Source organism: Paenibacillus sp. FSL R7-0313, assembly GCF_037969885.1.
Classification (GTDB): Bacteria; Bacillota; Bacilli; order Paenibacillales; family Paenibacillaceae; genus Paenibacillus.
This window is the reverse complement of record NZ_CP150219.1, coordinates 5074159-5090414: the sequence shown is the minus strand read 5'-3', so window position 1 is coordinate 5090414 and position 16256 is coordinate 5074159. Positions and strand designations below refer to the sequence as shown.

Genomic DNA, 16256 nt, shown 5'->3' with positions numbered 1-16256 from the left:
ATGAAGGAGAATCCTATGACTACATTCAAAATGTACAAATCTACGGGTGAAGGAGATTTATTCGTGTCTCTATCCCAAGAGCAATTGAAACCACTGGATGCTGATAAGGAGACAACGACCATCCATCTGGATGATCAGCTAACGTATCAGGAGATGGACGGATTTGGTGCTTCTTTTACCGATTCATCTGCCTATTTGATCAACCAAATCTTGAGTGAGGAGCAACTGGATGAGGTCATGACCCGACTGTTCCATCCTGAGAAAGGGATCGGGCTGTCGGTCATCCGTAATCCGATGGGCGCTTCGGACTATGCGAGAACGGTATACAGTTATAACGATATGCCAGAACAGCAGACAGACCCGGAATTGACCCAATTCAGCATTACACATGATGAAGGGGACGTTATTCCTTTAACGCAAAAGGCGTTGGCATTGAATCCTGAACTGAAGCTGTTTGCTTCACCATGGAGTGCACCCGGCTGGATGAAAACGAGCGGATCGATGATTACCGGACAATTAAAAACTGAATGGTATCCCGTTTATGCTGAATATTTCGTGAAATACATTCAAGCGTATGCAGAGCATGGATTACCGATCCATGCCATCACACCACAGAATGAGGCGCTCTATGAACCCGGGCACTATCCGGGTATGTTGATGCCAGCCGAGGCCCAAGCAGATTTTATCAAAAAACATCTTAAACCAGCCTTTGTGCAAAACGATATTCAAACCAAGATTCTCTGTTACGATCACAACTGGGATCAACCGGACTATCCCCTGACCGTACTTGAACAAGCTGGAGAGGAAGTGGATGGCGTAGCCTGGCATTGGTACGGGGGAGATGCTTCTGCTCAAACGAAGGTTTATGAAGCTTTTGCAGGGAAAGAAGTGCATTTCACTGAAGGTTCGGGTGGAGAGTGGATTCCGCCATTTGAGCAAGCCTTCTCTAATGTGATGCGAACGGGAATTGAGATTCTTCGCAATTACAGCAAGTCTTTTGTACTTTGGAATATGGCATTAGATGAGAATAATGGGCCTACGGTTCCTGGATTTGGCCGCAGTACATGTCGTGGGATCGTACAGGTGAATCAGCAAACAAAGGAGCTTACGTATACACTTGATTATTATGCTCTGGCTCATTTCAGTGCTGTGATCCGTCCGAAGGCTGTTCGGATCGAATCAACATCCAGTGATGATGGAATTTGTTCTGTGGCTTTTAAAAATGCCGATGGTTCCGTAGCTTTAGTCCTCTTCAATGATGGGGAGGAGACGGGCAACATACAGGTTAAGCTGCGCGACGATGTATTGATGAAGTTCCAGCTGGAGAGCAAGAGTGTCTTGTCCGCATTAATCACAGATTTATAAATGAACGGAGTTATACCAGGCTTCATCAGAAAAGAAACCAAAAGAAGCGATATCCGGAGTGTACACGGATATCGCTTCTTTTGGTGAGATTCATCTGATTCAGGGCTATATTATACGGGTTGAATGGCGAGATGGGGTGTCCCACTACTTTCATCGATGAACAGTATATATTGGTTGCCAGCAGTCCCTGTTAAGACCAGACCGGGTTGACCTGCAACACCAGGATTGTAATATCTGAGTTGTTGCAAAACGGGTAGGGAGACTGGAAGAGTTGGTTGATTAAGTGCCATTAATTGTGTAGCGGCCTTGACGCTATCTCCAGCTTCAATCACTCCGCCTACACCCAAATGGTTGACAATCGAGGAGCTGGCGTTGATTTGAAGGCTGCCTGCTACGGTCTGACTACCATTGACCTGTAGATCGACACCAACGGTTTGATTACCGTTAACTTGCAGATTTTGATTTATCGTCTGATTGCCGGTGACAAGGATACTATCAAATGTTGGCAAAGATATCATCTCCTATACAGTTATTCATATATTCTATGAGGACAAGATCTGGAATGACCCGGGTGGCCACACATTATATGTCTGGGATAAAGCCCCTTTTGCAAAAGGGAGTCAGCGAAAAGCTCAATACAAGAAACCACCCCACTATTTCGTGCATATTGTAGGCAGAGAATGTTTTCGCATGGAACAGGAGGGTTTGTTATCCGAAAGAAGTCAAGAACGCAGGTTAAGTCCACGAAAAAGAAACGTTCAGTTCATGATGCGAACCGGTTATTCCTGAGACAGATGAATGTGGTTCTAAACAGGAAACTCAAATCCATGCGTAAACATATGGAAGTACAGCAATTGGAACTGAATCAGCAATGGCTGAACATGATGCAGGTGGGAAGCATACCTACCCGAGAAGTGCCAAAAGTGATCTATAAGGAGTTAAATGTGCTTCTTATTACTCCTTGTAATGACCGAGCAATGTCATCCCATTGCGTCCTGATTGAACAGAGTCTGAAACATCTCGTGAGAAATGTGAATGAGATTAAATATATCGAATCCGTGTCAGCCTGTTTGTCTTCCTATGAAGTTGACCTGATTATGGTTATCGGAAGCGAAGAAAACTTGCCGGATGAGAATATCACAGCATTAAGGACATCAACCGTGAAGAAGGCAATCTGGTTGTCTGTCGATCAACATGGGAATCAAAGCGAAACTATTCTACCGATTTTTGATCACGTGTTTACACAACATTCAACGCAAATAAGCGATGATCAGCATCATATGGGAAGCACTGGTAGCCATGAACTGTTCATGCCGCCTGATCCACATATATTCTGTCCGCAAGCTGTTCCGCCGGAGTACGAATCGGATGTTTATATCATCGGGGATGCAGAACCGGATGGCATCGTCACCGCTGTTGCCAAATCGGGTCTTTTGGATAACAAAAAGGTTCGGGTAGATGGAAAGGGTTGGGCACAGATCGGGGATTTCAATCCTGTTCATACGAATGAAGCTCGTCAGATGTTATATAACGGAAGCAAACTGGTTATTCATCGTTGCCAATCAATCAAAAATGTGATGGAAATTGCCGCATGTGGGACGTTTCAACTCATAGGACCATCTGCGAATCAGAGCAACGGGATTGACTTTAGTAACTTTCAACAATACAACTCTTGTGAAGAACTCACTCAGAAGTTTGAACATTACTGGCAGAGTGTTGATGCAAGGAGACTGGCCGCTAGCCATGCTCTGGCATACATGAAATATAATCAATCCCATCTACAAAAAACATTGCGACTGCTGGATATCATTTTCATATAAATCATCCCAAAAATCACAGGAGCGTAGGCTGCATCATGTTGCTGCATTGGAGGAGTTCTGATTGAAGGTAATTGCTCTGCATCTGCCCCAATTTCACCGGATTGAGGAGAACGACCGATGGTGGGGGGACGGTTTTACTGAATGGACGAATGTAAAAAAAGCCACGTCTTTATATTCGGGTCATTATCAGCCTAAGCAGCCGTTTCAGGGGAACTATTATGATCTTTCCGATCCAGATGTACGAAAGTGGCAAGCGGAAACGGCTAAACAGCATGGCATTTATGGATTTTGTTATTATCATTATTGGTTCAAAGGCAAGCGTTTGCTGGAAAAACCAGTGAATGAAATTCTGGAAAGTGGGGAGCCTGATTTTCCCTTTTGTTTGTCTTGGGCCAATGAGACATGGACAAGAAAATGGGATGGGCAAGAATCCGATATTCTCATGGCCCAGAACTATGGGGATCGAGATGATTGGGAAGAACATTTTAATTATCTGGTAAAAGTATTTAAGGACAAACGATATATTCAAGTGGGAGGTAAGCCGTTATTTCTGATCTATCGGCCAGCCAGTATTCCGCAATGTGAGGAAATGATTCAGTTTTGGCGTGAATTGGCTTTGAAGCATGGCCTGAAAGGGATCCATTTTGTGCAGACCATCGGTGGATTCCCTACATTTAATCGTCAGGTCTTTGATGCAAGCATGGAATTTGAACCGCATTATACGTTTGCACATGGACATATGAATGGAATCTGGATCCAAATGAACATCAAGGGACAGCAACATATTGCTGTGAATTACGACAAGGTTTGGTCCTCCATTCTCGAACGAACACCACACCGTAACGGAGAAATTGTCTATCCAGGTGCTTTTGTCAATTGGGATAATACACCGCGGAGAGGCGTTGACGGACAGAGTACGCTCGGTGCTACTCCAGAGAAGTTTGGGCTGTATCTATCAAGGCAGATGGAGAGAGCAAGGACACTGTACAAAAGTGAATATCTTTTTGTTAATGCCTGGAACGAGTGGGCGGAAGGGGCATATCTTGAGCCGGATCAAAACTATGGTTATGCTTATTTGAGAGAACTCAAGAAAGTAACTCAGCATGAGCAATTGAATAGAAACAAGTCTATAAGAGGGAGTTCCGAATGAGGGAACTCTCTCTGAAGTGAGCTTATTTATAGACCATGTTTCGTTGTCAGTACTGTTTTTTGTTTGCGGTACTCCGTTGGAGTTAGCCCTGTATGCTTTTTGAACTGTCTGGAGAAATAATACAAATCACTGAAACCGAGATGCTCGGCGATGGCAGTTATTGTGTTCGGGGTGCAGGCCAGCAACTCCTTGGCCTTATCGATTTTTTTACCAGTAATATAGAGGATCGGAGGAACTCCAATCTGCTGCTTGAAGAATCGAATGAAATAATTTGGATGCATGTAGGCGATCTGGGCCAGATCCTGAACCGAAATATTCTCTTCAATGTTGGAATCAATATATGCCAGAATGGTGGACAGTTTCTCCATGACAGGAACGTTAATAAAAGAGATCTGATCCAGATCCAGATTCATTAGATAGTGGGATAGTAACTCGGTCAGTTTGCTCTTGGCCATCATATGGGCATAGACTTCATCGGATTTTGCATATGTAAGGATACTGCTGAAGATTGCTTGAACCAACTCAGGTTGATCTATCGTACAGATGCGTGGGAATTTCAGAATTTGGAACAAATTGATTCCCCCAACCTTTGCGCTAAAGTGACACCAATATTTGAGAAAAGGACTTTCATTAATGGCAGAGTATGACTGTTTGATCCCCTCTGGCATTAGAATAAGCTGATTAGGCGCAGGATAATACTCCTCATCCCCAATTTTGAGCCAACCTTCACCTTCGCATATGAAATAAAACTTGCTGTAATCGGGCGTGTAATCCAGATCCCGCCAATCCGTATCGCACCGATTGTAGTTGACCATGAATAATTCGACTTGGAGATTGGACAGGTAGTTCGTAAGCAAAGTTTGGTGATTCATACTTTTCATCTCCATACAAGGTTATTATTGTCCATCTAAAAGTTAGTGTTCTGCATGTCTATCCTTCGGCCTTAGCACTACAATACAACTACAGACAATAACAGAAGGGATGAGAACATCTCATGGACAAAAACGAATATTTGCAACATATCGAAGCAACGATTGAGAGCGGTAAATTCAAGGACAACTGGAGTTCGCTTAGCGCCTTTCAAGTACCCGAATGGTACCCAAAAGCGAAATTCGGCATATTCATTCACTGGGGGCTATATTCTGTACCGGCCTATGATAGCGAATGGTATTCGCGAAATATGTACATACAAGGCACCAAAGCTTATGAACATCACCTTGAGGTGTATGGACCTCATAAGGACTTTGGATATAAAGACTTCATTCCGATGTTTCAAGCAGAGAAGTTCAATGCAGATGAATGGGCAACGTTATTCAAACAGGCTGGAGCCAGATATGTTATGCCTGTGGCTGAGCACCATGATGGTTTTCAGATGTACAAAAGCTCTATCTCTCACTATAACACATATGAAATGGGCCCCAAACGGGATCTTCTGGGCGAGATGAAGGTTGCATACGAGAAGCAGGGGCTGACCTTGTGTGTGTCGTCTCACCGCGCCGAGCACTGGTTCTTCATGTCTCACGGGAAGGAGTTTGATTCAGATATTAAGGAACCTCTGGCGCGTGGGGATTTCTATTGGCCTGCCATGCCTGAACCCAAGGATCACTTCGACTTGTATGACTCACCTCCAACTGAGGAGTATCTGGAGGACTGGTTGATTCGCTGCTGTGAACTGGTTGATCAATATCAGCCAAAGGTCTTCTATTTTGATTGGTGGATTCAAACGGTTGCGTTCAAACCCTATCTTAAAAAATTTGCTGCCTATTATTATAACAAAGGCGAAGAGTGGGGTGTGCCTGTAGCTATCAATTATAAACATGAGGCCTACATGTTTGGTAGTGCCGTTCCGGATGTGGAGCGGGGACAGTTCGCTGAGCTCAAGCCCTATTTTTGGCAAACGGATACAGCTGTCGCTAAAAACTCATGGTGTTATACGGAAAATAATAACTATAAAACGGCTGAGGAGATCATTCGGGATCTCGTCGATATTGTAAGCAAAAACGGAAATTTACTGCTGAACATTGGACCTAAGGCAGACGGCAGCATACCGGATGAAGATCGCGACATTTTGCTGAGCATTGGCAAGTGGCTGGAAGTGAATGGGGAAGCGATCTATGACACGTCATTCTGGCGTACGTTTGGCGAGGGTCCGACAGAGGTGAAGGAAGGGCAATTCACGGATGGGGATACGAAGATATTTACGAGTGAAGATATACGTTTTACGTTAAAAGAAAGCAGTCTGTATGCCACGGTTCTTGCCTATCCAGATAATGGGGTGGTGCAGATTAAATCCCTGAAGGAAAATTCTCACCATTTTCAAGGGGTCATTCAAGATATTCAGGTACTTGGCTATGAAGAACAGCCGCAATGGGAGAGAACAGCGGACACACTGACGATCACAACAACAACTGTGAAAAGTAATGCGCCAATTGTTTTCAAAATTAAATTGGACTAATCAACAAAGATAAATTAACTACTGTAAATATAAAAAAGGCGCATCCAGGAGTATTGTACTCATCGGATAGCGCTCTTTTGGTTGGGCTATACACAGGGCTGACTTCCATGCAAAATCCTCTCCATGATAATGGATGCTGCTCCAAGCTGAAAACTGTAATTCGGAAACTTACTTATATAATAATCACGAAATTCTTTCTTGCTAATATACTGATATCATCAAACCAGTGATGTTCGCCTGTAATGGAATGATTGAGACTCACTAAGGAGGATCTGCAAAAAAGATGAAACCAAAGAAACGCATCAGATATGGTTGGAGCGGATTTAAGAAAAAAAAAGCTGAGGACTGTGACCATCCCCAAGAGCAGCACAAAGAACACCATCACGAGCACAATCATCACCACCACAATAACCACCATCATAAGTGTTTTGACAAAGAAGCCGAATTGCTTCTCAAATTAATTGGTGAGTTGAAGGGAGCAATTGTACAGGTTTTTGCCAATCCCACGCCTCAAAATGTTTCACTTCTGATTGAGGTACTGCGTAAATTACTGGCTCTGGTTCATCATTCGGATTTGAAAAAGGGAACCAAGGCAGATCTCGAAGCGGTCTTGGAGCTTACCATTGTATCTGCAGAGGCCGTTCCATTTTCTCCAATCAGTGTGGGAACCAATTTGCAGCAATTGCTGGATGTGCTCCTATCTGTCATTTTACAGGGGAATATCGATTCGGCTGAGAAAGATCAACTGGTCATTTTGATCCGGGCGACCGAATTGGCTATCACATCAGGGCTTAGAAACATAGGGAGTCAAGGTCCGGCAGGACCTGCAGGACCAGCGGGTCCTCAGGGCGTACCTGGTCCACAAGGCCCGGCAGGCGTTGCTGGTTCTCAGGGTGGTGTAGGTCCAGCTGGTACACCGGGAGCTGCTGGTGCCCAGGGACCAGCAGGTGCGACAGGTGTTACTGGAGCAACGGGTGCGGCAGGCCCAGCAGGTGGCGCAACAGGATCGACAGGGGCAACGGGGAGTACAGGAGCTGTTGGGGCAGCTGGCGTTACAGGAGCAACTGGTGATCCTGGCGTAGCAGGAGCCACCGGAGCAGCTGGACTTGCGGGAGTCACCGGGGCAACGGGTGCAGCCGGAATTGCTGGGGTAACCGGGGCTACCGGCGCAACTGGGATTGCGGGAGTAACTGGCAGCACTGGTGTTACAGGAGCTACGGGTTCGGGCGCCATCATACCGTTTGCTTCTGGCGGACCTGCCATATTAACAACGGTTCTTGGTGGACTGGTCGGAACGACAAGCCTTATCGGTTTCGGCAGCTCGGCAACAGGAGTCAGCATTCTGGGTGGCACAATTGATTTAACGGGAACGATTGTCGGACCACTCATTAACTTTGCGTTCTCTGTTCCACGAGATGGCGTTATAACTTCCATTGCTGCCTATTTTAGTACAACAGCAGCCTTGGCCTTGGTCGGTTCAACGGTGACCATCACTGCGCAATTATTCAGTTCACCTACTCCTGATAATGCATTTACTGCGGTTCCGGGGGCGGTCGTTACACTAGCACCTCCACTAACTGGTATCATTGCTTTGGGTAGCATCTCCAATGGCATAACAACCGGATTGACTATACCTGTGACTGCACAGACACGTCTTCTGCTTGTATTCTCCGCAACGGCAACTGGACTTTCTCTTGTGAATACCGTTGTTGGCTATGCAAGTGGCGGCGTGAACATTACATGATGAGATATAAATTTTGATATGAACGACATGAGAGTTCTCATGTCGTTCTTTTTCTTGATTTGAAATTTTGAGTATCAGGTCTTGGTTATATAGAACTACTACAAACTATTATTCATCAAAAACATGCAGGAATACGAAAAATAAGCTGAAATGTGTAAGCGACATGAGACACATAAAAGCATTAAATAGACTTATTTTCTATATATTTCAATAAAGTGCTTGTATATATCGAATAATGATTTTATACTATACCAATAAAATCCAATTAAATTCCTAATCGACTATTATATGTAATTAAAATGTTTAACTACTCACTCGAATCACGATCGAAAGTCATATCCACCACTCCTTAGCAAGCGTTCTGCTAACGCTCCAGATTACCCTTCCACATGAATGCTTATCGACATTCACTCTCATTGCATTATTCAAACACCCAAACTATTCACTCACATGGTTTAATCCGATTCATTCAATCTCTTAAACTTCCAAGTAAAAAAAACATAGACTGATCTGTTATCTCTTTTGACTCATATTGATCCCTAACCAGACCTGTAAAGGAGGTGAGGCTTTATGTGAAATCCAGGGCATCTATTTCGTCCGCAATAAAGGTTATTTTAACGTTTTATTCTGCAGAGAAGGGCATATGTACCAGACTAAATTAAAAAACCGGGTAAAAGGAGTGGAAAAGTTTGATAAAGATTAATCGGTTACGCAAGCCCATTTCCATGGGGCTCTCGCTTCTCCTTGCATTTTCGATCATTCATCCGGTTTCAGCTGAAAACTCCACATCATCCAAATTGGATATGAAATCTGGACTTGCCAAAGTTACGGAGTCCAAAGTAAACGCCAAATTGACCAAAGAATTCGAAGGTAGTGAATATGTTACCTATCTGGTGAAAATGAAGGAACAGGTGGATACAGCAGCAGTCTCCAAACAGGCCCTGGAAAAGGCGACCATCGCCAAACAAACGGCTTCAGCCACAAAGCTGTCCGTTCGTAATTCGGTCGTCAGCTCTCTGCGAGAAACAGCCTCGCGTACACAATATCCATTGGAAACTTATCTGGAAAAGGAAGTTGACCTGGGTAAGGTCAAAGAATATAAAAGCTATTTTATTGTCAATTCATTGGCAGTAACGAGTACCAAAGAAGTCATGGAACAGATTGCGCTGCTGCCTGAGGTGGAGAAGATTCTACCGAATGAGACACGATACTTACAGAAAGCCGAAGTGAGTAAAGAACCGGCGAATGCGGCATCAGGCAAAGATGCTGTCCAAACGCCAACTAAAGACTCTTCAGTCGGAGTCAAAGACAAAGAGCCTGCTGCAAAAGACAAGCTTGCGACAGAGAACGTGGAATGGAACCTGGATTACATCAATGCGCCAGCCGTGTGGGATCGGGGCATCGATGGAACAGGGATTGTTGTTGCCAATCTGGACAGTGGTGTGGACTATACCCACCCTGCGCTTCGCAGCAAATGGCGTGGACTGGATGCTTCGGGTAATATCGTTGATCCCGAACTGAGCTGGTATGATCCGCACAGTAATGCTTCCCTCCCTGCGGACGGAGACGGGCATGGTACTCACACGATGGGTACGATGGTTGGCTCCGAAGCAGATGGCACCAACCAGATCGGGGTTGCTCCCGGTGCGAAGTGGATTGGTGTACGGATATTTAATCCGGAAACAACAGATGCCATTATTTTGGATGGCGGACAGTGGTTGATTGCTCCGGTGGATGCGGAAGGCAATCTGCATCCTGAACTTGCACCGGATGTCGTGAACAATTCATGGGGCGGAGGAGCAGGACTGGATGAGTGGTTCCGACCGATGGTGCAAGCCTGGCGTGATGCTCAGATTTTCCCGGAATTCTCCGCAGGAAATGTGAGACTGGGTAACCCGGGCGGACCTGGTTCTGTTGCTAACCCGGCGAACTATCCTGAAAGTTTTGCTACAGGAGCAACCGATATCAACGGAAACCTGGCTTCGTTCTCCCTGCTGGGCCCATCCCCGTATGGTGAGATCAAACCAGAAGTATCTGCCCCTGGTGTGAATATCCGCTCAGCAGTTCCGGGCGGTGTATATGAGGGAGGGTGGAACGGAACATCCATGGCAGGCCCACATACAACTGCGCTTGCTGCACTTCTTCTTCAAGCCAATCATTCCCTTACAGTGGATCAGCTGGAGCAGATCATTACAGATACAGCCACACCGAGAACAGATAGTCAATATCCGACATCTCCTAATAACGGCTATGGTCACGGCATTATTAATGCCCTTGATGCTGTGGGTTCTGTACTCGAAGGAATCGGCACAGTATCCGGTAGAGTGGTTACAGCCGGAGATGATCTGGAAGAGCCGGTACTGGCACACACCCCTGTTAATTCTGCCTTTACAGGCATCGATATACCATTAACCGCTCATGTGACAGATAACGTCGCGGTAGTCTCCGTCGAGGCTTTTGCCAAAACGACAGGTACCAACCAGTACGTCTATCTGCCGATGAATCGGATTGCTGGAGATAACAAAGATGGTACGTATACAGCGACCATTCCGGCATTTCTCATTGAGCCACAAGGTGTGGAGTATTATATCCGCGTTAACGACTACGGCAACAACGGCTTCGAAAGTCAGGTATATAAAGTGGCTGTGTCCAATGGTGTTCAGCCAGGATATCTTCAGGATTTTGAAGAAGATCAGCTGGGCTTCACGACAGGCGGAACCGGAAGTACTTGGGTATGGGGAGCACCAACCAGTGGTCCTGGAAGTGCATACTCCGGTGACAAGGTGATTGCAACCAATCTGCAAGGGACTTATGTGGCGAATAGCAATGCATATCTGCTTGCGCCACCAATTGATCTCACCGAGAGTCCAGAAGGCGCGTTATTATCTTTCAAACACTGGTATGATCTGGAGAATAACATCGACTTTGGCAAGGTATATATCGCTTCCGAGGACAGCGACTATGTGTTCGAAGAGTTGTTAAGCTTCACGGGTGCAGGTGGGAACTGGAAGAAACAATATGTCGACCTTCGCGAATACGCGGGACAGCAGGTGTTTATCAAATTCAATCTGACCAGTGATAACTCGGTGCAAAAGGCTGGTTGGTACATTGATGATTTCGCAGTTGAAGAATTGGATGATCTTGCACCAGGAGCTCCAGCGGGATTAACTGCAACCGCTGATATTCTGGGCAACGTAGCCTTGAGCTGGACTGGTCCGAGCGATGAGGATCTCGAATCCTATATCGTATATCGTTCCACAACCGCAGGTGCAGGTTATGAATCCATTGGAACTGCAACAGGAACAACGTTTACGGATACGGCTACAGTTACGGATTCGACCTATTACTATACCGTTGCCGCACTTGATTATAGTGGTAATGAAAGTGACAAATCGAACGAGGTCTCCATTACAGTGGAGGTGCCTCAGGATATCTACATTGATCATTTCGATGGTAGTGATGATAATGGCTGGACTCATTCAGGAACCAAAGATGAGTGGGAACGCGGCATTCCGGTAACGGGACCTGCAAGCGCCGTTTCTCCGCCAAATGTCTGGGCGACTGATCTCGACAATACGTACGAGAATGGCTCCAACTATTCACTCGTATCTCCAGTTGTTGATTTGACGGATGTATCCGAAGGAACACTTACGTTTAATCATTGGTACGAGATTGAGAGTGGATACGACTACGGTTATGTGGAAGTTACCAAGGATGGGGGAACGACATGGTCAGAACTGGGCAAATTCTCACATAGTACAAACGGTAAACAATGGACACCGGTATTTTATGACCTGGATGCACTTACCGGCAATGAAGTGCAATTCCGGTTCCGTCTGACCTCAGACAACAGTGTTGTGAAGACAGGTTGGTTCATTGATGATTTCCGTGTACTGGGAGTTGCTGCGGAGACGGTAACGGAGGACAGTGCGGTTGTGCTTAACAGCGACAAACCGAAACCGTCCTATGATAACCCATGGTACAAAATTTCGCGGACTGACAAAGCGGAATTTAACAAAACGAAACAGCAATTACCGGAAGTTGAAAAACCAGGAACAGGTTCGGTTAATCCACAAAGCCTGCCTGCAAGTGCAACGGTTACCGTACTGGAAACCGGACGTTCGGTGAAGACAGATTCAGCTACAGGCAAGTATAGCTTCACACACGTAGCAGGTGATTACACGTTAAAAGCTGAGGCATATGGATATTATCCTCGAACTCAGCAGGTAACGATCACCGATGGCAGTGGTGCCAAAGCCAACTTTAATCTGGAGGCAATCCCGCATGGGCAGATTGAAGGTGTAGTAACAGATGAGCGGACAGGACAACCACTGGCTGATGCTTCCGTTCTCGTGGTGGAAGATGCCAATGTAGGTGAAATTCGCACAGGTTCAGATGGCAGCTTCAATATTCAGGTATTGGAAGGAAGTTATACCCTGTCCATCCGGGCTGCTGATTATTACAGTAAAACCGTTACTATTACTGTCCCTGGTAATGGTACGGCTGAGGCAAATGTTGCCTTGAAACCATTCATCGGTTTCCCTGGGGAAATTGCTTATGATGATGGAACAGCAGAGAACGCACGAGCTTTTAACGCTGCGGATAACGCTTGGGCGGTTCGAATGACACCAGAGCTGGAGACCGCTCAACTGACAGGTGCATCGTTCCGATTCTGGAACACCGAATGGCCTGTACCTGGAGGTACAGCGTTCCAATATGCCGTCTATGATGCTTCGGGTACTGGCGGCGCTCCGGGACGACAACTGGCTGGACCATTTGACGGTACTGCACTTCGTAACGATCAATGGACAACCGTTGAATTCCCGGAACCGGTCATTGTAACGGGCGACTTCTATATCGTGTATGTTCAGAGTGTAGCTGGAACTGGTGCTCCGGGACTGGCTACTGATGAGAATGGTACGAATGCAGGTCGAAGCTGGCAGCGAGTAGGTGGCGTATGGAGCACTTCACCTGCAGAAGAAGGTAACTACATGATTCGTGCAGTTGTGAGATATCCGGTAAATGCACCGGTGCTCACAGCCCCTGCGAACACGTATACGAATCAGTCAACCTTCACCGTGTCCGGAACGTCTCCAGCATCCGGCGCCCAGATCAAGTTTTACAACGGCAAGGATCTGGCAGGTACAACAACGGTAGCGAATGGGAAGTTTTCATATGGTGTGAAACTCCGTTCTGGCATTAATGCGATTACTGCTGAGGCAGTGGTAGACGGTAAAACAACCGACCGTTCACTCCCCGTTGTCATTATTCTGGATCAGACCAAACCGCAATTGACGATTGTTACCCCAGCTCAAGGGGATCGCATCAATGCAGAAGTTGTTCACGTAACGGGTAATGTCGTGGAACAATTCCTCGATAAGGTAACCGTTAACGGACAAACCGTACAAGTGGGCAAAGACAGAAGCTTCAGTCACCGCGTATTGGTCAATGAAGGCGAGAACACAATTACCATCACGGCAACCGATATCGCTGGCAACAAAACAACCGTAACACGCACCGTTTATGTGGAGACGGTGTTGCCAGAACTTACGAATATTACTCCGGCTGAGGATGTGCGAATCACATCAGGGGAGAGTGTTACCGTTTCATTTGACAGTAAACCTGGCCTGCAAGCATCTTTCCGTATTCAGTTACCTTTGAATCTGAATGCCCAAGGGGCAGGAGAGATTCCATTGGTGGAGACTGAACCTGGTCGTTACACGGGTACGTACACAACACCTGCATCCCTTGTTCTTGAGGGGGGAGTCATTGTGATTCGCGCTCAGGATGCTGCAGGCAACAAAGTAGAGGCTGAAGCAGCTGGACGATTGTTCGTCAGCGCAGCACAAGAACAATCAGTTCCAGAACCAGATACGACCTCTGAAGAGACTGAAACAGAACTAGATCCACCGTCCGCTGAGGGTCTGCAACCTTAATTATGAAAAGTGTGACATGGATGATAACTGCATTTTGACCATCTAAGCAAGAAGTCGATAAGCCGAGGGTATCAGGGCTTGTCGGCTTTTTGTTGTATCAATTCATATCTGACGCCTAAGATTACTCGGCTATCAAACCATTTATCCCTGATACACAGCGAAGTTTGATATGCGACCTAAATGCATCAAAGACGTATAATATCCCTTAAGTCATTATTAGATGGTTAGGGAGATGAACGATGAGAACACAAGTGAGAATATTTGAAAATACAAGTACTGTAGAGTTGGAGAAAGAAATGAATGAATTTTTAAATGGGATCAATACTGTGAATGTAGTGGATATCAAGTATTCTGAAGTATCCGTTACTAACGGAGGTTACGTTATAAATCATTATTCGGCTATGGTTATCTACGCCAAATAAATTTAATAATGAACTTTTGGAAATGAAGCATCCATCGGGATGCTTTTTCTTTTGCTCTCATAGGACACAAGGTGAGCCGTCTCTTTCTTCACATTAATGATATAACATGATATATTAGGATGTAGAACATGAGAAGTATGGGTATTTATGGAGGTGCTTGTATTGGGGAAAGATTCGGCATCCAAGCCGATGTATGAACAGATCTTTGAATCCTTGCGCGAACGGATACAGCTTCATCAATATCAAGTGGGTGAGCGTGTTCCTTCGGAGAAGGAGTTATGTGATGAATTCGGAGTTAGCCGGATTACAACTAAAAAGGCGCTTGAGATGCTGGCGAGTGAACAATTAATTGTTCGTCAGCCAGGACGGGGTTCTTTTGTAGCCGATACAGCAGATGTGTTACAGGAAAGACCTAACAGACTTGCTCCGCGTGCTGCGGTTAAAGATCCAGAGAAGAAGCTGCTCATTGGTCTTGTCATTACTAACTTCAGTGATATGTATGGTACAGAACTACTATATGGGATGGAAGAAGCTTCGCGAGAGCATGATTGTTTTCTTGTAGTTAGACGATCCTTCGGAATTCCTGAGCAGGAGGAACAGAGCATTCAGGAACTGCTGGAACTGGGTGTGGATGGATTGATTATTTTCCCGGCACAGGGTGAATATTTCAGCGATGAAATTCTTAAACTGGTTGTTAACAAATTCCCGTTTGTCCTGATTGACCGGTACTTGAAAGGCATTCCGGCTTCTTCTGTCAGTACGGATAATGTAGGCGCGGCGCGAGAAGGGATGAATTATTTGTTCGATCTCGGTCACCGACATATCGCTTTTCTGACGCAGCCTCCGGCGAACACTACACCGATTGAAGAACGAATTGAAGGAATCATTGAGGCTCATCATGATCAAGGGGTTCTGGTGAACAAGGAACTGTGGTTAGAATCTTTTCTTTCGACACTGCCAAGTGTGTTTGATCCTCAAGTCGAGGTCCGTGATGTGGAGACATTGGTGGAACATTTACAGATATACCCCCAGATTACTGCACTCTTTGCTGCGGAGTATCATATTGCTTTACTTGCAGAACAGGCAGCGGATCGGCTTGGTCTGAGAATTCCAGAAGATATGTCCATCATTTGCTTTGACAGTCCAAACGCTGCCGAAGGAAGCCGTATAACACATATGAGACAAAGCCAGTTTGATATGGGAAAACAGGCATTCGAGATGGTGCTTCAAAGTATGCAGAACAACGAAATGGCAGTGAACAGAGTTATTTTGCCTGCCCGCTTGGTGAAGGGCAAATCAACGAGTATGGTGAAACAAAAGGGTTAATTTTAGCGGCTTTATAATTATTGTGTTTAAAGAGGGAC

10 protein-coding genes are annotated in these 16256 nt (G+C 45.7%); 8 read left to right on the top strand and 2 right to left on the bottom strand.

Annotated elements, in window-relative coordinates; all coding sequences use genetic code 11:
• The first annotated feature begins 15 nt into the window (after nt 1–15).
• Nucleotides 16–1365: a glycoside hydrolase family 30 beta sandwich domain-containing protein gene (locus NSQ38_RS22075; RefSeq protein WP_339784066.1), complete on the top strand. Its 1350-nt coding sequence runs from the start codon at nt 16–18 to the stop codon at nt 1363–1365.
• Between the two features lie 110 nt (nt 1366–1475).
• On the opposite strand, the gene NSQ38_RS22070 is transcribed toward NSQ38_RS22075, so the two are convergent.
• Nucleotides 1476–1883 (bottom strand): hypothetical protein, encoded by a 408-nt coding sequence (locus NSQ38_RS22070; RefSeq protein ID WP_339784065.1) that lies wholly within the window; start codon nt 1881–1883, stop codon nt 1476–1478.
• Between the two features lie 309 nt (nt 1884–2192).
• On the opposite strand from NSQ38_RS22070, the gene NSQ38_RS22065 reads away from it, so the two are divergent.
• Both NSQ38_RS22065 and NSQ38_RS22060 read left to right on the top strand, forming a co-directional pair.
• Nucleotides 2193–3185: a hypothetical protein gene (locus tag NSQ38_RS22065; protein ID WP_339784064.1), complete on the top strand. Its 993-nt coding sequence runs from the start codon at nt 2193–2195 to the stop codon at nt 3183–3185.
• A gap of 61 nt (nt 3186–3246) precedes the next feature.
• The gene (locus NSQ38_RS22060; RefSeq protein WP_339784063.1) at nt 3247–4335 is read left to right on the top strand and encodes a glycoside hydrolase family 99-like domain-containing protein; all 1089 of its coding nucleotides are present in this window, start codon (nt 3247–3249) and stop codon (nt 4333–4335) included.
• Nucleotides 4336–4361: 26 nt separating this feature from the next.
• Here the strand turns inward: NSQ38_RS22060 and NSQ38_RS22055 are convergent, their stop codons facing one another.
• Nucleotides 4362–5207: an AraC family transcriptional regulator gene (locus NSQ38_RS22055; protein WP_339784062.1), complete on the bottom strand. Its 846-nt coding sequence runs from the start codon at nt 5205–5207 to the stop codon at nt 4362–4364.
• A 122-nt stretch (nt 5208–5329) separates the two neighbouring features.
• Here NSQ38_RS22055 and NSQ38_RS22050 point away from each other — a divergent pair, with 122 nt between their 5' ends.
• The 5 genes from NSQ38_RS22050 (at nt 5330) to NSQ38_RS22030 (ending at nt 16218) form a co-directional block, all read left to right on the top strand.
• Nucleotides 5330–6790, top strand: a complete 1461-nt coding sequence (locus NSQ38_RS22050) for an alpha-L-fucosidase (RefSeq protein WP_339784061.1) — start codon at nt 5330–5332, stop codon at nt 6788–6790.
• A gap of 283 nt (nt 6791–7073) precedes the next feature.
• Nucleotides 7074–8534 (top strand): exosporium glycoprotein BclB-related protein, encoded by a 1461-nt coding sequence (locus NSQ38_RS22045; RefSeq protein WP_339784060.1) that lies wholly within the window; start codon nt 7074–7076, stop codon nt 8532–8534.
• Between the two features lie 689 nt (nt 8535–9223).
• Entirely contained in the window at nt 9224–14470 is a 5247-nt protein-coding gene (locus tag NSQ38_RS22040; protein ID WP_339784059.1) for a S8 family serine peptidase, read from the top strand.
• Nucleotides 14471–14709: 239 nt separating this feature from the next.
• Entirely contained in the window at nt 14710–14892 is a 183-nt protein-coding gene (locus NSQ38_RS22035; RefSeq protein WP_133384634.1) for a sporulation protein Cse60, read from the top strand.
• A gap of 153 nt (nt 14893–15045) precedes the next feature.
• Nucleotides 15046–16218: a GntR family transcriptional regulator gene (locus NSQ38_RS22030; protein ID WP_339790638.1), complete on the top strand. Its 1173-nt coding sequence runs from the start codon at nt 15046–15048 to the stop codon at nt 16216–16218.
• The last annotated feature ends 38 nt before the right edge of the window (nt 16219–16256 follow it).